Source organism: Campylobacter sp. 1569, assembly GCF_024723675.1.
In the GTDB taxonomy this organism is placed as follows: Bacteria; Campylobacterota; Campylobacteria; order Campylobacterales; family Campylobacteraceae; genus Campylobacter_D; species Campylobacter_D jejuni_C.
The window spans coordinates 141,852-160,505 of the sequence record NZ_JANQDB010000002.1; the positions used below are offsets into that span (position 1 = coordinate 141,852).

Here is an 18,654-nt window from a genome sequence, read left to right on the forward strand (position 1 = left end):
ATTATGATAGAGCTTATTTTTTTAGATGTAGATGGTTGTCTAACAGATGGTAAAATCATCTACACACAAAATTATGGTGAAATTAAAGAGTTTAATGTAAAAGATGGCGCAGCAATTGAGGCTTGGCAAAAGCTTGGTAAAAAAGTTGCTATTATTACAGGCAGGACTAGTGAGTGTGTGTATTTTAGAGCTAGAGATTTAAAAATTGATCTAGTATATCAAGGTATTAGCGATAAACTAGCTTGTGCTAAAGAAATTTTAGAAAAATTAAATTTAGATTTTTCTCAATGTGCTGCTATTGGGGATTATTATAATGATATGAGTTTACTTGAAGCAGTTGCTTATAGTTTTAAGCCAAAAGATGCACATAAGGCTTTAAAAACTGATAAAGTTTTAAACAGAAAAGGTGGTAATGGGGCGGTAAGTGAGATGATAGAAATTTTAATTGAACATAATAATATGCAAGCTCAATGGGATAAACTTTGGCGATAAAAATTTTTGCTATATTAATGAGTTTATTTGCCTTTGTTATGGTGATTTTAAGTACTCAAGATCCTTATTTGTTCGCCATAAAACCGCAAAAGGTAGATGTGGCAAATATGCAAGCGTTTGATGTGTTTGATTATGAGCTTAATACATCTGTTACAAAAGCTAGCTATCAAGCAAGTCGTTGGGTAAAATACCAAGATAAAGATATTTTTGATGATTTTAAAGTGCAAGCACTTGATTATAATTTAAGTTCGGATTTATTAGTAAGAAATGATGAAAAATCCATTTTAGAAGGTAATGTAAGTTATTTTGATCATAATCAAACTTCTATTTTTACCCAAAAAGCAACTTACGATATGAAAAATAAAATTTTATTTTCTAATGATAATTTTAAAGCATATGTAGGTTTAAATGAGATTTTTGGGGATAATTTTTTATATGATGTGAATCAAAAAGAATTAAAAATTCAAGGAATAAAAGCATGGTTTTTAGAGCAATAATTTTTTTGTGTTTGTTAAATTTATTTGCATTTAGTGCGCAAAAAATAGAAGTTTATGCTAAAGATTTTTATTTAGATGAAAAAAATGAAACAAGTGTATTAACCGGTGATGTAGAAGTTAAAAAAGGTAATGATGTTTTAAATTCGCAAAAATTAGTCATTTATATGAAAAATAAACAACCTATTAAGTATATAGCTACTAAAGATGCTAGATTTAAAATCATGATGAAAGATAAAACTTATCATGGAAGTGGTGATGAGTTTATTTACAATGTAGCTAAGGATACATATGAGATTAATGGCAATGCAAAAATTATAGAAGTACAGTCAAAAAAGGAACTCATAGGGGATAAAATCATAGTAGATAGAAAAAATATGACTTATAGAGTAGTGAGTAAAGATAAAAAACCTGCTAAATTTGTATTTGAAGTAAAAGAATGATATTAAATGCTAAATTTTTAATTTCTGCTTCTAAAATAGATGAAGCTCCACAACCTATATACACTGAAATCGCTTTTTTAGGACGCTCTAATGTGGGTAAAAGTTCTTTGATTAATACACTATGCAAAAATAAAAATTTAGCAAAAAGCTCTTCAACTCCGGGTAAAACCCAACTCATTAATTTTTTTGAAGTTGATTGTAAAAAAGATGAGGATAAATTTAAACTAATATTTATTGATTTACCTGGTTTTGGTTATGCTAAAGTGAGCAAAAAAACTAAGGCTATTTGGAATAAAAATTTAGACGAGTTTTTAAAAGAGCGCAGTTCTATCAAGCTTTTTATCCATTTAATAGATTCAAGGCATGAAAATTTAGATATTGATGCAAATTTGGATTTATATTTAGATTCTTTTATTAGAGCTGATCAAAAAAAAATAACAGTTTTTACAAAAGCAGACAAGCTCAATCAAAGTCAAAAAGCAAAAATTTTAAATGCAAATAAAAATGCCATTTTGGTGTCAAATTTGAAAAAAAGTGGTATTGATAAATTAGAACAAAAAATTATTTTAGAGAGCTTGGGTTTTAATGAGGAGTAGAAATTTAGTAAAAAATAGATTTGATTTTTCTTATTTATTTTTTTATTTATCTTTGATTTTTTATCAAGTGCTAAGTTCTGTGTATTATTGGATGCCTCCTTTGTTCGGGGTATTTTTTTGTTACATGATAGTGCTTTTAAAAGAAAAAGAAAGAACCCTTAATAAGCTTGATTTTAGATGGTATTTTTCTTTGTTTTATCTTTTATTAATTGATATTATCCATGGATTTTATCTTTTTAGTTCTTGGATAGCCTTTTTTATCTTTTATCATTTTTTTGTCGATTGGTTTAAGAGCAAGTTAAAGTTAGGGCATTATTTACTCGTTATATTTACTTTTTGTGCTTATATTTTTATCTATCTTTTTGATGTGTTTTTGGCTTATTTGGATAATAGTGAAATTTTAAAATTTGGTATTGAATATTTATGGTTTTTTGCTGTTGAAGCTTTGATTTCTTTTGTTATTTTTAAAGGGAAAATCTAATATGCGTATGCGTTTAGTAATGGGTTTTATAGCTTGCTTTTTTATGCTTTTACTTGCTAGAGTGTATTATATAAGTATAAAATCTAATGTTTATTATGAAGAAATAGCCAAGCAAAATGCCATTAAAACACAATTTTTAGCGCCTGTAAGAGGGCAAATTTTAGATGTTAAAGGCAGACCCTTAGCGGTAAATAAATTAGGTTTTTCAATCTCTATAAAGCCATATTTGCATATAAAAAAGAAAAATAGAAATCTTTTAGAGCAAGAATTGCAAGCCATAGTAGAAGCTTTTCCTGATTTAAATATAACCAAATTAAAACGAAATTATATAAAAGCTGATTCTTATTACAATCAAGATTATATAGAAGTGGTGCCATTTATAGAATATGATGCGATGATTAAGCATTTTACTAAACTTAATTTGCGTGAAAATATGCAAGTTAAATCTACTACTCAAAGATTTTATCCTTATGATGCTTTAGCTAGTCATGTTATAGGTTATGTTGGAAAAGCAAATTTAAACGATATGAATGAAAATGAAATTGCAAGATTAACTAGCTATGTAGGACGTAGTGGAATAGAGCGTTCGTATAATGAAATTTTGCAAGGTCAAAAAGGTGAAAAAGTTAGCAAGGTAAATGCGTTAAATAAAGAAATAGAAGAACTTTCTTATAAAAAACCTACTTCAAGCAATATCACTTTAAGCATAGATCTTGATTTACAAGAATACTTAGCTAGTATTTTTGAAAATTTAGCAGGTGCGGCTATAATAATGGATGTAAAAAGTGGAGCTATTTTAGCAGCGGGTAGTTTTCCTGAGTATAATCTTAATCCTTTTGTTACAGGTATTAGCCAAGAAGAATGGGATAAACTTTCTAATGATTTAAATCATCCTTTTACTAATAAACTTATTAATGGTCTTTATCCTCCAGGTTCAGTTGTGAAAATGGGTACAGCTTTAGCTTTTTTAGATAGTGGTAAAGTAAATGAAAATCACAAATATTTATGTGATTCTAATTTTGAGCTTGGTGGTAGAAAATTTAGATGTTGGAAAGCTATAGGTCATGGTTATGTAAATATGAATGATGCTATTAGGGAAAGTTGTGATGTATATTTTTATAAAGGCGCTTTAGAGGTAGGTATTGATACCATTAGTTCTGTTTTTGAAAGAATAGGTTTTGGTACAAAAACAGGAGTGGATTTACCTAATGAATTTATAGGAACAGTACCTAATAGAATATGGAAAAAGGAAAAATACAACCAACCATGGTATCAAGGTGAAACTTTAAATACAAGCATAGGACAAGGTGATTTTCTTGCTACTCCTATGCAAGTGGCTAAATTTACAGCTATGATTGCTACAGCTAAAAATATCACACCGCATTTTTTACATAGTGTTGATGATAATGTTACTAAGGTAAATTTTGACAATAATGAAAGTGTTTTTACGACTTTTGAATTATCAAAACTCCCACTTTTAAGGCGTGCGATGTATGAGGTGGCCAATGTTGATGGTGGAACTACGGCAAGATTTTTAAGAAATTCTCCTATTACTATAGCAGCTAAGACAGGAACAGCTCAAGTAGTTGGAATTTCCCAAAGTGAAAAAAAGCGTATTAAAGAAGAGGATTTAGAGTATTTTTTAAGATCTCATGCTTGGATTACTTCTTATGCGCCTTATGAAAAACCGCAGTATGTAGTAGTGGTTTTAATCGAACATGGAAAAAGTGGTAGTAGCACAGGAGGACCTATACTTGCTAAAATTTATCAAAAACTTATAGATTTGGGTTATATTGATAAAAAATATATTAAGAGAAAGACTAAATAATTAGCATTCCATCACCATATGAGTAAAAACGATAGTTGTTTTCTATGGCTTTATGGTAAAGATCTAAGGTTTTTTCTCTACCTATAAATGCTGCTACAAGCATAATTAAAGTCGATTTTGGTAAGTGAAAATTAGTAAGTAAATAATCAAGTCTTTGTGGAGTGTTTTGTGGGTGTAAAAACAAATCACAAAAACCTTCTTTTAATTTTTTTCTATGATAATACTCTATGCAACGAGTAACGGTAGTGCCAACACCTAGTATTTTCTTAGAAGAATTAATCAAAGCACAAACTTCATCATTAATATGAAAAAATTCTGAATGCATTTTATGCTCACGTATATCTTCACATTCTACACCTTTAAAAGTTCCTGCGCCAACATGTAGTGTGATAGTATGGATATTGTGATTTATTTTAAGTTCATCAATCATCGCTTCATCAAAGTGTAAGCTTGCAGTAGGTGCGGCAACTGCACCTTGGTTTTTAGCAAAAATACTTTGATAATTAATGCTATCTTGTGCTTCATCTGCTCTTTTAATATAAGGTGGTAAAGGTATATGGCCTATTTTTTCTAAAATTTCAAAAACTTCATGATGATTAAGTTTTTTATCATCATTAAAAAATTCCACTTCTCTTGTACCATCATCGTGTAATTTTTTGATTTTAGTTTTTAAAGAATTTTCAAAATATAAAATTTGTCCTTCTTTAACCTTACCGCGAATTTGCACTAAAAAATCATTGTTTTTTAAAGGGTGGTTGATAAAAAGTTCTATTTTACTACCACTTTCTTTATTCCCATAAATTCTTGCTTTTATTACTTTAGTATCGTTAAAGATGATTTCACAAGGTGGTAAAATTTTAGCCAAGTCCTTAAAATGTAAATGTGAAATTTGATCTTTACATCTTTCATAAACTAAAAGCTTAGCATTTTCTTTGGGTAAAATAGGAAAATTTGCTATAAGTTCATTAGGTAAATCATAATCATAACTAGAAAGTAAAAGATCTTTATCAATCATTTTCATCATCTTCTTTTTGACTAGGATTAACTTTTTTAGCTATATAAATAGAAATCCCATAAAGTCCACACAAAGGAACGGCCATTAAAAATTGTGATATAACATCAGGTGGTGTCATCATAGCCGAGAAAACAAAAATCACTAAAACAGAAACCCTAAAATGTTTTTTTAAAAAAGTATCATCAACAAGTCCAAGTTTAGCAAAGAAAAATGTTATTACAGGCATCTCAAAAGCCAAACCAAAAGCAATTACTAATTTAGTAAAAAAACCTACATATAAACCTATACTAATTAAAGGTTTAAAATCTTGAGTTTGCACCCCAAAATCAATCAAAAATTTAAAAGCCAAAGGTATAACTATGTAATAACAAAACAAAGCACCAAGTGCAAACATAATACTAGCAAAGCTTACAAAAGGCACTACTAATCTTTTTTCATTATCATAAAGTCCAGGTGCTACAAACTTCCAAAACTGCCAAAAAATAACCGGTAAAGAAATCAAAAAAGCTGTAAAAAATGAAACTTTCATCGCAGTAAATAAAGGCTCTTGTAACTCAACGAAGGTCATTTGTCTTGAAATTTCAGGTAAGGCTGCTTCAACAGGCGCTTTTAGTATGTCTATGATATAACTATTAAAACTAAAACATACAAAAAACATCACAACAACACAAGCAACACTTATAAATAATCTTTTTCTAAGTTCTACTAAATGCGGTTTTAATTCTTCAAACATTCTTGGCTTTCCATTTTCTGAGTATTTTTTTCATCTTTTTGAATTTTTTCTTCAAGATTAGAAAGTTCTTGTATATCTTTTTCTAAATCATTAATTTCACTTTTTAATTCTTTGGTATTATTTAAAATATCTTCTTTGAGTTGATCAAATTCTTCAAAACTTAGTTTTTTTCTGATATTTTCATTAGTTTGTGAAAATTCATCTTTGTATTTTTGTGCTTCATCTTTTAATTCTGCTATTTTTAGTTCTTTATTAATACTTGCTTTTGCTTCATCAATATTGCTTTTAATGGCTTTTAAAATTTTTGCAATTTCAACTATGGTTGAAGGTAATTTTTCAGGCCCAAGCACTAAAATAGCTACAACTAAAATAACTAAAATTTCACCAAAACTCATTATTTTGTCTTCTTTCGCTTGAATATATGGTCTACATTTTACATAAAAATACTTAAAAATATTATTACTTTTATTATATCAATATATAAAGATATCTTGATATATTGATATATTTTTGTTATAATGAATTAAAAATAAAAAGGAAAAGCATGGAAAAATTAGTTTTTATTTTAAAAGATTTTTTGATTTTATTCATAGAAATATCTGTTTTATTTGTTTTAGTTAGTATGCTTATTGCTTATTTAAATGAGCGCTATGCTAAATTTTTCAATGAGCATTTAAAGAAAGATTCTTTTACAAGCTATATAAAAGCCATACTTTTAGGCTGTTTAACTCCATTTTGCTCATGCTCAAGCATACCGCTTTTAAACGCATTTTTAAAAGCTAAAGTACCACTTGGGGTATGTATAGCTTATTTAATCACCTCGCCTTTAATCAATCCTATTATAGTAGTGATGTTTGTGGTGAGTTTTGGCTTAAAAATCTCTTTATTTTATGTGGGATTTTTATTTTGCGTGATTTTATTTCTTGCTTTTTGTGTTTCTAAAATAAACACTCAAAGATTTTTTAATGAAGACTTTTTAAAAAATGATTTAGAGCAAAAGTCAAGTTGTTGTTCTAATAATACTTTTCAAAACTCATATTGTCAAAAATCTAGTTCTATTTTTGTTAAAAATTCTAAAGTTAGCGGTAAAGTTTTGAAATTTAAGTCTAAGACAAAAGACAATAAAATCAAAATGCTATTTATGCAAAGCTTTAAAGAATATAAAAAAATATTACCTTATATTGTTATAGGTATGGGTATTGGAGCTTTTATACACGGCTTTTTCCCGCAAGATTTTTTCCAAAATTATATGAAAGATTATGGAGTATTTGGCATATTTATAGCAGCTTTTATAGGGGTTTTACTTTATATGAATTGTACGGCTATGATACCTATAGCACTAGCTTTAACTACTAGCGGAATTCCACTTGGTATAATGATGAGTTTTTTAATAGCAGGAGCAGGGTGTTCTTTACCTGAACTTATTTTACTTAAAAGAATTTTTAAAACAAGCTTTTTGATTTTATTTGCAAGTATGATTGTTTTTATAGCAATTAGTTTTGGACTTTTAATATTTTTCATATAAGGATTTTTATGCAAGAATTTTTAAAAATAACAAGTGCGATTAATGATGAAAGTAGGATTTTAATCTTAGCTTTTTTACAAAAATATGGAAAACTTTGTGTATGTGATTTACAAAGCTCTTTAAATATGAGTCAGTCAAGGCTTTCAAGGCACTTAAAAATTTTAAAAGAAGCTAATTTTTTAGAAGTAGATAGACAAGGTGTTTGGGCGTATTATGGGGTAAAAGAACATTTAAATAATTTTTGTAATGATGTGTTAAAAAACATCAATGAGCTTTCTATAAAGCTTCCTGAACTTAAAAGGTTTTCTTGTGAATGTCCTAAGGAATAAAATGAAAATAGCTTTTATTTGCATTCATAATAGTTGCAGATCTCAAATAGCTGAAGCTTTGTGTAAGAAAATATGTAAAGAACTTGGTTTAAATTTAGAGATTTATTCAGCTGGAAGTGATATTTCTAAGGAAATTAATCCTAAGGCTATAAAGATTTTAAAGCAAAAATATGCACTTGACATAAGTACTTATAAAGTAAAGAGCTTTGATAGTTTGCCTAAGGATTTAGATATTGTTGTAGGAATGGGTTGTGGGATAGCTTGTGCAAATATTGGAGCAAAGTTTCATTTTGATTTTGGCTTAGAAGATCCTAGTAATTTTGAAGATGAGGATTTTATTAAAGTGGTGGAAAGTTTAGAATTAAAACTTAAAGAGCTTTTAGAAAAAATTATACAAGGAGAGCTTTAAATGCTTGGTTTTATAGATAGATTTTTGACTTTGTGGATTTTTATAGCCATGGCTTTAGGTTTGTTTTTTGGGTTTATCTTTCCTAATATTACAAATTTTTGGGAGAGTTTTAATTATAATCAAAATAATGTTTTGCTTATGGTGTGTTTGGTTTTAATGATGTATCCACCTTTGGCTAAGGTTGAGTATAGAAAAATATTTAAAATTTTTCACTCTATTAAAGCTTTAATACTTTCTTTGTTTTTAAATTGGATTTTTGGTCCTATTTTAATGTTTATATTAGCTTGGGTATTTTTAAAAAATGATCTTGATTATATGCAAGGTATTATCATCATAGGTTTAGCTCGTTGTGTAGCTATGGTGGTAGTTTGGAGTGATTTAGCTAAGGCTGATAAAGAGTACACCGCTGCTTTAGTGGGTATTAATACTATTTTTCAAATTTTGTGTTTTGCTTTTTATGTGTACTTGTTTTTAGAATTTTTTCCTTCTCTTTTTGGCTTGAGTTTTCAAAATAACCTAGAAGTAAAAATGGATGAAATTTTGAAAAATGTGGCAATTTATCTTGGTTTACCTTTTTTATTAGGGATTTTAAGTAGGGTTATTTTCATTAGTTTAAAAAGCAAAGAATGGTTTGATCAAAAATTCTTACCCAAAATTAGTCCTATTACACTTATTACTTTGCTTTTTACTATCATTATTATGTGTTCTTATAGATCAAGTGATATTTTCAGTTTACCTTTGGATGTATTTAAAATTTGTATTCCTTTGTTTTTATATTTTGTGATAATGTTTTATAGTTCTTGGTTTATAAGTAAAAAACTAGGTTTAAACTATGAAAAAAATACAGCTATTAGTTTTAGTGCTAGTGGTAATAATTTCGAACTTGCTATAGCTATATCCATTGCATCTTTTGGTATAAGCTCATTACAATCTTTTGCTGCTATTATAGGTCCATTGATTGAGGTGCCTGTTTTGATTTTACTTGTTAAATGGGCTTTGAGGTTTAAGTACTAATATACAAAGCTAATTCATCGCTTAAGAGGTAGTTGGTGTTATAAAAAATTCCATTTTTATAGACTAATTTTCCTTTTTTGCTAAGAAACATTGCCTTTTCTTTTTCTAAAGGTTCTAGCTTTATTTCATCCACCCCTATAATACTTCTAAGTCCTAGAAAAATATGCTCTAAACGCAAATCTTTTGAATTTAAATTTTCAATCTCTCTAAAACAAGGATTTGCTATATAATCTTTTAAACTTTTTTTAGTGTAAAATCTTTGATTTTTTAAAAATCCTACTGCACTTAAGCCACAGCCTATATAGTCTTTTCCTTGCCAGTAAGCAAGGTTGTGTTTACAAATTTGTCCAAAATTACTGATTTCATATTGTTTATAGCCAAGGCTTTCAATTGCTTTAATAAAATGCTTTGCAAGGCGCGGAGCGTTTTTTTTATAATGAAATTTTTTAGCAAATCTAGTTTTTTCTTCTATAGTTAGATTATAAGCACTCACATGGCTAATATCAAGCAGGGTTAGTTTAGAAATTTCATAATCAAGCATTTTTTTATCATCAAGTTTTGTATCATAAATTAAGTCTAAATTTATATTATTAAATCCTGCTTTTTTTGCATTTTCTATACTTGTAAAAATACTTTTTTGATCATGAATACGTCCAAGAAATTGTAATTTTTTTTCATGAAAACTTTGCGCGCCAAAAGAAATGCGATTAAATCCTAAATTTTTTATTTCTTTAAGCCAAGAAAAATTACTTGAGTTGGGGTTGGCTTCTATACTAATTTCATTATTTTTTTGTAAATAACTTTGTAAAAAAATAAAAATTTTTTCATAAAAATTAATACCCATTAAACTAGGAGTACCACCACCTATGAAAATAGTTTTTATAGAATTTTTGTCAAGTTTAAAAAAATCTAGTTGATATTTTATATCTTGCATTAAAGCATTTAAATAATCTTTTTCAAAGTCCTTTTTTTTAAGCGAGGTAAAAGAACAATAAAAACACTTACTTTCGCAAAATGGTATATGTATATATAAATGCATAAAACTTCTTTAAAATGTGATTATAAATTCGTATTTTTTTGTTAGAATTATATTATTTAAAAGTCAAGGATAAGAAAATCATGGAAAAAGAAAAAAAATATAGGCCAAATGTAGCCGCCATAATATTATCATCAGCTTATCCTTTTGAAAGTAAAATTTTACTTGCTAAACGTAATGATATGGAAGATATATGGCAATTTCCTCAAGGTGGTATAGATGATGGTGAGGAAATTAAAAGTGCATTATTTAGAGAGTTAAAAGAAGAAATAGGTACAGATGAGATTGAAATTTTAGCTGAACATCCTGAGTGGATTAGTTATGACTTTCCGGTTAAGGTTGCACAAAAAATGTATCCTTACGATGGTCAAATCCAAAAATATTTTTTAGTTAGATTAAAAAATAAAGCTATTATTAATCTAAACACCAAAAATCCTGAATTTGATGCATATAAATTTGCTTCATTAGAAGATGTTTATGATATGATTAACCATTTTAAAAAACCTATATATATCAAGGTTTTAAAATATTTTAAAGAAAGGGGGTATATTTAATGCTGATCGTACAAAAATATGGAGGAACGAGCGTAGGAACGCTTGAACGTATTGATGAAGTTGCTAAAAGGGTGGCAAAAAGTAAAAAAACTTGCGATAAACTAGTTGTAGTAGTTTCAGCAATGAGTGGAGTGACTAATGAGCTTATTGATTTTGCTCATCATTTTAGCAAAAATCCTTCGGGTCGTGAGATGGATATGCTTTTAAGCAGTGGCGAGCGCGTAACTTCATCTTTGCTTGCTATTGCATTAAATGAAATGGGTTTAAAAGCTACTGCATTTTCCGGACGCAATGCAGGGATTATTACAGATGATGTTTATACTAAAGCAAGAATTGAACATATTGATACTACAAACATTAACAAAGCCTTAGATGAGGGGTATATTGTAGTAGTTGCTGGCTTTCAAGGTATTGATAGAATGGGTAATGTTACTACTTTGGGTCGTGGTGGAAGTGACTTAAGTGCGGTAGCGCTAGCTGGAGCTTTAAATGCTGATTTGTGTGAAATTTACACTGATGTAGATGGGGTATATACCACTGATCCTAGAATTGAGCCAAAGGCTAAAAAGCTAGATAAAATTTCTTATGAAGAAATGCTAGAGCTTGCAAGTTTAGGAGCTAAAGTTTTACAAAATCGCTCTGTAGAGCTTGCTAAAAAATTAAATGTAAAATTAGTTACTAGAAGTAGTTTTAATGAAAATGAAGGTACGATTATTACTAAGGAGGAAAATATGGAACAAGCTTTGGTTAGTGGTATAGCACTAGATAAAAACCAAGCAAGGGTTACTTTAAGAAATATTGATGATAAGCCAGGAATTGCTGCTGAAATTTTTGGAACTTTAGCAAATGAAAATATCAATGTAGATATGATTATCCAAAATGTAGGTGTAGATGGAGCTACAAATTTGGGCTTTACTGTGCCTGAAAACGAGCTTGATTTAGCAACTAATGCTATGAAAAAAGTTTTAGGTGCTAATGCTAATATAGAAACAGATAGTGCTGTGGTAAAAGTTTCAGTTGTGGGTGTGGGTATGAAATCACACTCTGGAGTAGCTTCGGCAGCTTTTAAAGCATTAGCAAATGAAAATATCAACATACAAATGATTTCTACAAGCGAAATTAAAATTTCAGTCATCGTGCATGAAAAATACGGCGAATTAGCTGTAAGAGTATTGCATGAAGTTTATAAACTAGATGTATAAATGAGTAATAGTTTTTTAAAATTTACCCTAGAGCAAATCCGAGAAAACGGTACTTATGCAAGTTGGTTAGAAGAAAGGCGTCTTGAATGGTCGCCTTTGATAGCTTCTAAATTAGCTTTGCTTTTACAAGGTTATACTTTTATTGTGATTACTGATGAGCAAAGAGCTTGGTTTGAAGAGTATTTTTTAAGCCAAATTAATGCTAACACCACAAGACCTTTAGTGCCTTTTGTGTCTTTAAAAGGAATTTATAATAAGGCTTGCAATACCCAAGAAGATATAGATTTACTAAACGATCTTTTGAGTATTTCTTTTCCTAATGGCTATGCTTTTTTTTATATAGGAACTAATACAGGTTTTAAATTTAAAATTGCTAATTCTAAAGAAGAAAGTATGCTTTGGCTTTTTGATGAGCAGTTGCAAAATAGCTTTTATCTTTCCTCACGCGATAAGGAATTAGACTATAAGCTTATTTCTTTATATAAAGTATTTGAGCAAAGCCTAGAGGCTGTGCTTTTTTCTAAGGTAGAAATTTGAATCTAAAAAATAAAATCATTATTCATAATGATTTTGAGTTTATGCAAGAAAAGCTTACAGAAGAATATGGTCAAAAAAATCTTAGATTTTTCATACCTAAAAATCCTGACTTAGAATTAAGATTAAATGACTTAACCTATGACAAAAACGCCCAAGCAACAGCAAGAGCTATTATGAAAGAAAGCTATATGGCTGAAGCACAAGCTAAAATCATTGTTATACTAGCTAGATCTTTTCGTGAAGAAGCACAAAATTTTTTATTAAAACTTTTTGAAGAACCACCAAAAAATGTGTATTTTATCATCGTAGCTCCTTCAAAAAATGTTTTTTTGCCTACTATACTTTCAAGATTTATCGTAGAAAAACATAAAATTCAAAAAGAAAAAATGTCTTTAAATTTAGATCTTAAAAAAATAGATCTAGCTCAAATCGCTTCATTGTTAAAACAATATGAAAATATAGACAAGCATGAGTGTTTAGAATTAATTAGTGCTTTAAGTCATGAATGTTTTAAACAAGATATAAAATTAAATGATGAAGAAATTGAATTTTTTTATAAGGCTTATGAATTAGCTAAATTAAATGCAAAGCCAACTATTTTACTAAGTACCATAGCTTTAATTTTACACGAGAGAAAAAATGAAAATCATTAAAATCAATCCCAACACAGACTTTGAACAAATTTCTAAATACATAAAGCCGCACAAAGCAGGTGAGAAAATTATGAGTGAAAAAACTCAAATTCATTTCTTTCTTATCAAAGAATTAAGAGCACCTGCTGCAAATATACTTAAACAAGATGCACTAAGGGTTGGAGCTGAACTTGTAACACATAAAGAAGTTATACTAGGTAAGGAACATACTAATGCCTTGCTTATGGTAACGCAAGATCAAGCTAAAAAGCTTATAGAAAAAGAAAAATTGCAAGATTTTAAGCTTAAAAATTTAGCACTATTTTTAAAGTCTAATTTCGCTAAACCAAAATATGCAAAAATCATGGGTGTGATTAATGTTAATGAAGATAGTTTTAACGCTCAAAGTAGGGTTAAAGAAAATGAAGTTTTGGAAAAAATCGAACTCATGATTTCTCAAGGGGCTGATTATATAGATATAGGCGGGGTTTCTTCAAGACCTGGTAGTGTGTATTGTGGGAAAGAAGAAGAGTTTAAACGCTTAAAAAATACCCTAGATTTAATCTATAAAGAAAAACTTTATGAAAAATGTATTTTTAGTTTAGATAGCTTTGATGAGTATTGTTTAGAATATGCTTTAAATAAAGGCTTTAAACTTATTAATGATATCACCGGTTTTAAAAATGAAAATTTAGCCAAACTAGCTTTAAAATACAAAGCCACTTATACACTCATGCATATACAAAATACCCCACAAAATATGCAAGATAATCCTTTCTATGAAGATGTATTAGCCGAGCTTGATGATTTTTTTGCACAAAAGCTAGAAAGACTAGGTGAGCTTGGTTTAGATGATGTGATTTTAGATGTTGGCATTGGTTTTGGCAAAAGTCCTTGGCATAATATGATGTTAATCAAACATTTAGAGCATTTTTTACGCTTTGAAAAAGAACTTTTGATCGGAGCTAGTAGGAAAAGTGTGATAAATGCTTATTTTAACTCAAGTGTTGAGCAAAGACTAGCGGGTACGCTTTATTTGCATTTGGAGGCTTTCAAAAATGGTGCAAGCATTATAAGAGCACATGATGTGTATGAGCATAAGCAAATGTTTGAACTTGCAAAAGCTATGGATGAACTTTCTTTGGAGTAATGATGACTTATCAAGAGTATTTAGAAAAGGTAAAATTAGCAAAAGAATGGATGAGGGCTTATTATGAAGATGATGAGCCTTTAGCAAGTGATGAAGAATACGATAAACTTATAAGAGAGTTAAAAGCATTTGAAACGCTTCATCAAGAAAAGATTTCTAAAGACTCTCCAACACAAAACATCGCTCCTATTATACAAAGTGAATTTCACAAACTTGCACATAGTGCAAAAATGTGGTCTATGGAAGATGTTTTTGATGAAACTGAACTTAGAGCTTGGGCAAAAAGAGCTAAATGTGAGTTTGGTTTTTTCATAGAGCCTAAGTTTGATGGAGCAAGTTTAAATCTTACTTATGAAAATGGTATTTTAATCAGCGGCGCTACAAGGGGTGATGGAGAAGTGGGTGAGGATATTACTTTAAATGTGAAAGAAATATCAAACATACCTCAAAAAATTCCTTATAAAGACAAGATAGAAATTCGTGGCGAGGTAGTGATTTTAAAAGAAGATTTTGAAAAAATCAATGAAAAAAGAGCTAAAGATGGCTTAAGTTTGTTTGCAAACCCACGTAATGCAGCAAGTGGCTCTTTAAGACAGCTTGATACAAGTATTACAAAAGAAAGAAATTTAAAATTTTATCCTTGGGGAGTGGGGGAGAATTCTTTAGAATTTAGTAAGCACTCTGAAGTGATGGAGTTTGTAAGAAGTCTTGGTTTTTTAAAAGATGATTTTGTTTTTTGTGTGAAAACTTTAGATGGGGTTTTGGAAAAATACTACGAGCTTTTAGAAAAAAGAGATCAAAAGCCTATGATGATGGATGGTATGGTTGTAAGGGTAGATGATTTAGCTCATTGTAAGCTTTTGGGTTATACGGTGAAATTTCCAAAATTTATGGCCGCGTTTAAATTTCCTGCATTGGAAAAAACTACAACCTTACTTGGAGTGAATTTGCAGGTAGGAAGAAGCGGGGTGATCACTCCTGTGGCGGTTTTAGAGCCTGTAAATTTAGATGGGGTTGTAGTAAAGTCTGCAACCTTGCATAATTTTGATGAGATAGCTAGACTTGGAGTGATGATAGGCGATAGCGTAAGTGTGATAAGAAGTGGCGATGTTATACCAAAAATCACTAAAGTTTTTACCCAAAGGCGTGATGGTTTAGAAAGTAAAATCACTAAGCCAACTCTTTGTCCTGAGTGTTTAAGTGAACTTTTAGATGAAGGTGCTTTTTTAAAATGCCAAAACTTAGACTGCAAAGCAAGACTTGTAAATTCCATTATACATTTTGTATCTAAAAAGTGTTTAAATATAGACGGCCTTGGAGAAAATATCGTCGAGCTTTTATTTAAAGAAGGAAAAATCACTAACATAGAAAGTATATTTTTCTTAAAATACAGCGATTTTGAAGGCTTGGAAGGCTTTAAAGAGAAAAAAATTAACAATCTTCTAAGTGCTATTGAAAATGCAAAAAAATGCCCCTTATCAAGGTTTATCACTGCTTTAGGTATAGAGCATATTGGCGAAGTAGCAGCTAAAAAACTAGCTCAATCTTTTGGCTTTGAATGGTTTATGCAAAGCTATGAAGCTTATGCAAATTTAGAAGGTTTTGGCGCACAAATGGCTAAAAGCTTAGAAGAATTTACCCATGTCAATGCAAATCGCATTAAGCATTTTTATGAAATTTTGCATTTAGAGGATGAGAAAAAAGAGCTTATTATAAATGATAATATTTCTAATAAAACCTTTGTTATCACAGGCACTTTAAGCAAATCACGCGATCATTTTAAAGAACTAATCGAAAACTTTGGAGCAAAGGTAAGTTCAAGTGTGTCTAAGAAAACTGACTTTGTATTATATGGAAGTGAAGCAGGCTCAAAGCTTGAAAAGGCTCAAAGTTTAGGAGTTAAGTGCATCAATGAAGCTGAGTTTAACGCTCTTTTAGGCGGTGATGATGAGGTATGATGTCTTTGTAAGCACAAAGTTAAATATTTCTCGCAATAAAGCTTGTGAGCTTATAGAAAACAAGCAAATTTTACTCAATGGTGAGTTTAAAAAAACCTCTTTTAAAATCACATCTTTAAATCCTTTAGAAGATGAGAGTTTAAAACTCACGCTTTTAGAAGAGCTTTTTGTAAGTAGAGCTGCTTTTAAGCTTAAGCATTTTTTACAAGAGCATGCATTTACTATAAAAGATAAAATTTGTTTAGATATAGGCTCATCGACTGGGGGTTTTGTGCAAATTTTACACCAAAATAATGCTAAATATATCACTGCTTTAGATGTAGGTTCTAACCAACTTCATGAAAGCTTAAGAAATTTAGAAAATATTCAAATTTGTGAAAACACCGATTTGCGTGAGTTTAAAAGTGAAATTTTATATGATGTTATCACTTGTGATGTGAGTTTTATATCTTTAACACATTTGATTTTTCATATAGATAAATTTGCTAAAGATCTTATCATCTTGCTTTTTAAACCTCAATTTGAAGTAGGTAAAAATGCTAAGCGTGATAAAAACGGAGTGGTAAAAGATATAAAAGCTATTAAAACTGCCAAAGAGGGCTTTGAAAAAGCCTGCGCAAAGCTTGGTTGGATCTTGCAAGTAAGTCAAGAGTCGCACTTAAAAGGAAAAGAAGGTAATGTTGAGTTTTTCTACGCCTATAGAAAAAACTAAAATCACAAATTTAGCCATAGGGCGTTTTGATGGTATGCATTTGGGGCATTTTGAGCTTTTTAAGCATTTAGATGAAAATGGCGCTTTATTTATCATCACTAAAGAGAAAAAAGAAACCCTAACACCTAAGGATTTTAGAGCAACTTTAGTTGATTTTCCTTTGATTTTTTGTGATTTTGATAAAATCAAGGACTATAAAGGCGAGGATTTTTTAAAGCTTTTAAAGCAAGAATTTCCCAAACTAGAAAAGATCATCGTAGGTTATGATTTTAAATTTGGCAAAGAAAGAAAATGCAGTGCCAAAGACATACAAAGTCTTTGTGGTATAAACACTATTATCGTAGATGAGTTTAAAATTCAAAATAAAAGTGTTCATACAAGTATGATTAAAACCTTACTTAAAGAAGCAAAAGTCAAAGAAGCTAAAAATTTTCTAGGTAGATTTTATACTATACAAGCAAATATCATCAAAGGGCAAGGCATAGGTGCTAAAGAGCTTTTTGCAACTTTAAATTTATATGCAAAAGACTTTATTTTACCTAAAGATGGTGTATATGCGACTTTGGTAAAGATTGAAAATAAAAGTTATCATAGTGTAAGTTTTATAGGCATAAGATCTACTGATGAAAATTTTGCTCTAGAAACGCATATTTTAGATGAAAATTTCACAAACACAAAAGCAAAGTTAGTGGAGTTAAGTTTTATTGACTATATAAGAGCTAATGAGAAATTTAACGATTTAGCCTTATTAAAAGCACAAATTAGTAAAGATATTAACAAAGCAAAAGAAATTTTAGGAAAATTAAATGAAAGATGAAATTTTTAAAAAACCTTTAGAGAAACAATTTGAATTTGATAAAAGCGTAGCAAGTGTTTTTGATGATATGGTGTCAAGGTCCGTGCCTTTTTATACGCAAAATTTAAAACTCATAGTTGAACTCATAGATCATTTTGCACCGCAAAATGCGAGAATTTGCGATCTTGGTTGTTCTACGGCTAGTTTGTTGCTTGCATTTTATGAAAAAAGAAAAGATTTTCTTTTAAGTGGGGTTGATGAGGCTAATGCTATGCTAGAGATTGCTAAAAGTAAATGCCAAGCTTTTGGAGCTAGAGTGGAATTTTATCAAAAAAATTTAGATGATTTTGAGTTTTTTAAAAATGATGTTTTTATAGCTACTTATACTTTACAGTTTATCCGCCCACCTAAAAGACAAGAATTAGTTGATAAAATCTATCAAAACCTAAATGAAAATGGTATATTTGTGCTTAGTGAAAAAATTCTTTATGAAGATGTCAAAATAGCTAAAAAAATGATACAAATTTATGAGCAATATAAACTAGAGCAAGGTTATAGCAAGTTAGAAATTTCAAGCAAAAGAGAAGCTTTGGAAAATGTCCTCATACCTTATACTCAAAATGAAAACATAACTATGCTTAAAAAGGCAGGATTTTCTAAAGTAGAAAGTGTCTTTAAATGGGTAAATTTTGAGACTTTTGTAGCTTTTAAGTAATAA

The 18,654-nt window shown here is 29.4% G+C and carries 23 protein-coding genes; 19 read left to right on the forward strand and 4 right to left on the reverse strand.

Going from position 1 to position 18,654, the window contains the following annotated elements; genetic code table 11:
* The first annotated feature begins 3 nt into the window (after positions 1-3).
* Genes CAMP5060_RS01785 through mrdA form a run of 6 tightly spaced genes read left to right on the forward strand, consistent with a single transcriptional unit; the run spans position 4 to position 4,334 of the window.
* Positions 4-492 carry an HAD hydrolase family protein gene (locus CAMP5060_RS01785; protein WP_087699027.1) on the forward strand — a complete coding sequence of 163 codons (489 nt, stop codon included), beginning with the start codon at positions 4-6 and terminating at the stop codon, positions 490-492.
* Positions 483-989 (forward strand): hypothetical protein, encoded by a 507-nt coding sequence (locus tag CAMP5060_RS01790; protein WP_087699026.1) that lies wholly within the window; start codon positions 483-485, stop codon positions 987-989. The genes CAMP5060_RS01785 and CAMP5060_RS01790 overlap by 10 nt, the downstream gene beginning before the upstream one ends.
* The gene (lptA, locus tag CAMP5060_RS01795; protein WP_337217392.1) at positions 971-1,429 is read left to right on the forward strand and encodes a lipopolysaccharide transport periplasmic protein LptA; all 459 of its coding nucleotides are present in this window, start codon (positions 971-973) and stop codon (positions 1,427-1,429) included. The genes CAMP5060_RS01790 and lptA overlap by 19 nt, the downstream gene beginning before the upstream one ends.
* Positions 1,426-2,025 carry a ribosome biogenesis GTP-binding protein YihA/YsxC gene (gene yihA / locus CAMP5060_RS01800; RefSeq protein ID WP_087699024.1) on the forward strand — a complete coding sequence of 200 codons (600 nt, stop codon included), beginning with the start codon at positions 1,426-1,428 and terminating at the stop codon, positions 2,023-2,025. The genes lptA and yihA overlap by 4 nt, the downstream gene beginning before the upstream one ends.
* Positions 2,015-2,506 carry a hypothetical protein gene (locus CAMP5060_RS01805; protein ID WP_087699023.1) on the forward strand — a complete coding sequence of 164 codons (492 nt, stop codon included), beginning with the start codon at positions 2,015-2,017 and terminating at the stop codon, positions 2,504-2,506. Before yihA ends, CAMP5060_RS01805 begins: the two co-directional genes overlap by 11 nt.
* A gap of 1 nt (position 2,507) precedes the next feature.
* Positions 2,508-4,334 (forward strand): penicillin-binding protein 2, encoded by a 1,827-nt coding sequence (mrdA, locus tag CAMP5060_RS01810; protein WP_214100086.1) that lies wholly within the window; start codon positions 2,508-2,510, stop codon positions 4,332-4,334.
* Here mrdA and queA read toward each other — a convergent pair.
* The 3 genes from queA to tatB are packed head-to-tail and all read right to left on the reverse strand — an operon-like array spanning position 4,327 to position 6,477.
* On the reverse strand, positions 4,327-5,355 hold the full coding sequence (gene queA / locus CAMP5060_RS01815) for a tRNA preQ1(34) S-adenosylmethionine ribosyltransferase-isomerase QueA (RefSeq protein WP_261530054.1): 1,029 nt from the start codon (positions 5,353-5,355) through the stop codon (positions 4,327-4,329). The two genes, mrdA and queA, sit on opposite strands and share 8 nt — an antisense overlap.
* The gene (gene tatC, locus CAMP5060_RS01820; RefSeq protein ID WP_214126268.1) at positions 5,342-6,082 is read right to left on the reverse strand and encodes a twin-arginine translocase subunit TatC; all 741 of its coding nucleotides are present in this window, start codon (positions 6,080-6,082) and stop codon (positions 5,342-5,344) included. Before tatC ends, queA begins: the two co-directional genes overlap by 14 nt.
* Complete coding sequence (gene tatB / locus CAMP5060_RS01825) at positions 6,067-6,477, reverse strand: Sec-independent protein translocase protein TatB (protein ID WP_087699019.1); 411 nt, start codon at positions 6,475-6,477, stop codon at positions 6,067-6,069. Before tatB ends, tatC begins: the two co-directional genes overlap by 16 nt.
* Positions 6,478-6,626: 149 nt before the next feature.
* On the opposite strand from tatB, the gene CAMP5060_RS01830 reads away from it, so the two are divergent.
* Genes CAMP5060_RS01830 through arsB form a run of 4 tightly spaced genes read left to right on the forward strand, consistent with a single transcriptional unit; the run spans position 6,627 to position 9,359 of the window.
* Positions 6,627-7,607 carry a permease gene (locus tag CAMP5060_RS01830; RefSeq protein WP_337217801.1) on the forward strand — a complete coding sequence of 327 codons (981 nt, stop codon included), beginning with the start codon at positions 6,627-6,629 and terminating at the stop codon, positions 7,605-7,607.
* An 8-nt stretch (positions 7,608-7,615) separates the two neighbouring features.
* Positions 7,616-7,936, forward strand: a complete 321-nt coding sequence (locus CAMP5060_RS01835) for an ArsR/SmtB family transcription factor (RefSeq protein WP_214126265.1) — start codon at positions 7,616-7,618, stop codon at positions 7,934-7,936.
* A 1-nt stretch (position 7,937) separates the two neighbouring features.
* The gene (locus CAMP5060_RS01840) at positions 7,938-8,345 is read left to right on the forward strand and encodes an arsenate reductase/protein-tyrosine-phosphatase family protein (RefSeq protein ID WP_337217802.1); all 408 of its coding nucleotides are present in this window, start codon (positions 7,938-7,940) and stop codon (positions 8,343-8,345) included.
* Positions 8,346-9,359: an ACR3 family arsenite efflux transporter gene (gene arsB, locus CAMP5060_RS01845; RefSeq protein WP_337217803.1), complete on the forward strand. Its 1,014-nt coding sequence runs from the start codon at positions 8,346-8,348 to the stop codon at positions 9,357-9,359.
* On the opposite strand, the gene hemW is transcribed toward arsB, so the two are convergent.
* Positions 9,349-10,398 (reverse strand): radical SAM family heme chaperone HemW, encoded by a 1,050-nt coding sequence (hemW, locus tag CAMP5060_RS01850; protein WP_337217804.1) that lies wholly within the window; start codon positions 10,396-10,398, stop codon positions 9,349-9,351. The two genes, arsB and hemW, sit on opposite strands and share 11 nt — an antisense overlap.
* Before the next feature lie 80 nt (positions 10,399-10,478).
* On the opposite strand from hemW, the gene CAMP5060_RS01855 reads away from it, so the two are divergent.
* Genes CAMP5060_RS01855 through cmoA form a run of 9 tightly spaced genes read left to right on the forward strand, consistent with a single transcriptional unit; the run spans position 10,479 to position 18,651 of the window.
* Complete coding sequence (locus CAMP5060_RS01855; protein ID WP_087699013.1) at positions 10,479-10,949, forward strand: RNA pyrophosphohydrolase; 471 nt, start codon at positions 10,479-10,481, stop codon at positions 10,947-10,949.
* On the forward strand, positions 10,949-12,151 hold the full coding sequence (locus CAMP5060_RS01860) for an aspartate kinase (RefSeq protein ID WP_087699012.1): 1,203 nt from the start codon (positions 10,949-10,951) through the stop codon (positions 12,149-12,151). Before CAMP5060_RS01855 ends, CAMP5060_RS01860 begins: the two co-directional genes overlap by 1 nt.
* Positions 12,152-12,688 (forward strand): HobA family DNA replication regulator, encoded by a 537-nt coding sequence (locus tag CAMP5060_RS01865; protein WP_087699011.1) that lies wholly within the window; start codon positions 12,152-12,154, stop codon positions 12,686-12,688.
* 41 nt (positions 12,689-12,729) lie between these two features.
* Positions 12,730-13,341: a DNA polymerase III subunit delta' gene (locus tag CAMP5060_RS01870; protein WP_337217812.1), complete on the forward strand. Its 612-nt coding sequence runs from the start codon at positions 12,730-12,732 to the stop codon at positions 13,339-13,341.
* Complete coding sequence (gene folP, locus CAMP5060_RS01875; RefSeq protein ID WP_337217396.1) at positions 13,328-14,470, forward strand: dihydropteroate synthase; 1,143 nt, start codon at positions 13,328-13,330, stop codon at positions 14,468-14,470. The genes CAMP5060_RS01870 and folP overlap by 14 nt, the downstream gene beginning before the upstream one ends.
* Before the next feature lie 2 nt (positions 14,471-14,472).
* On the forward strand, positions 14,473-16,428 hold the full coding sequence (ligA, locus tag CAMP5060_RS01880; RefSeq protein ID WP_337217813.1) for an NAD-dependent DNA ligase LigA: 1,956 nt from the start codon (positions 14,473-14,475) through the stop codon (positions 16,426-16,428).
* Entirely contained in the window at positions 16,418-17,140 is a 723-nt protein-coding gene (gene tlyA, locus CAMP5060_RS01885; protein ID WP_337217805.1) for a 23S rRNA (cytidine-2'-O)-methyltransferase TlyA, read from the forward strand. The genes ligA and tlyA overlap by 11 nt, the downstream gene beginning before the upstream one ends.
* Entirely contained in the window at positions 17,106-17,957 is an 852-nt protein-coding gene (locus tag CAMP5060_RS01890) for a bifunctional riboflavin kinase/FAD synthetase (RefSeq protein ID WP_337217806.1), read from the forward strand. The genes tlyA and CAMP5060_RS01890 overlap by 35 nt, the downstream gene beginning before the upstream one ends.
* Positions 17,947-18,651 (forward strand): carboxy-S-adenosyl-L-methionine synthase CmoA, encoded by a 705-nt coding sequence (cmoA, locus tag CAMP5060_RS01895; RefSeq protein ID WP_337217807.1) that lies wholly within the window; start codon positions 17,947-17,949, stop codon positions 18,649-18,651. The genes CAMP5060_RS01890 and cmoA overlap by 11 nt, the downstream gene beginning before the upstream one ends.
* Positions 18,652-18,654 lie beyond the last annotated feature (3 nt).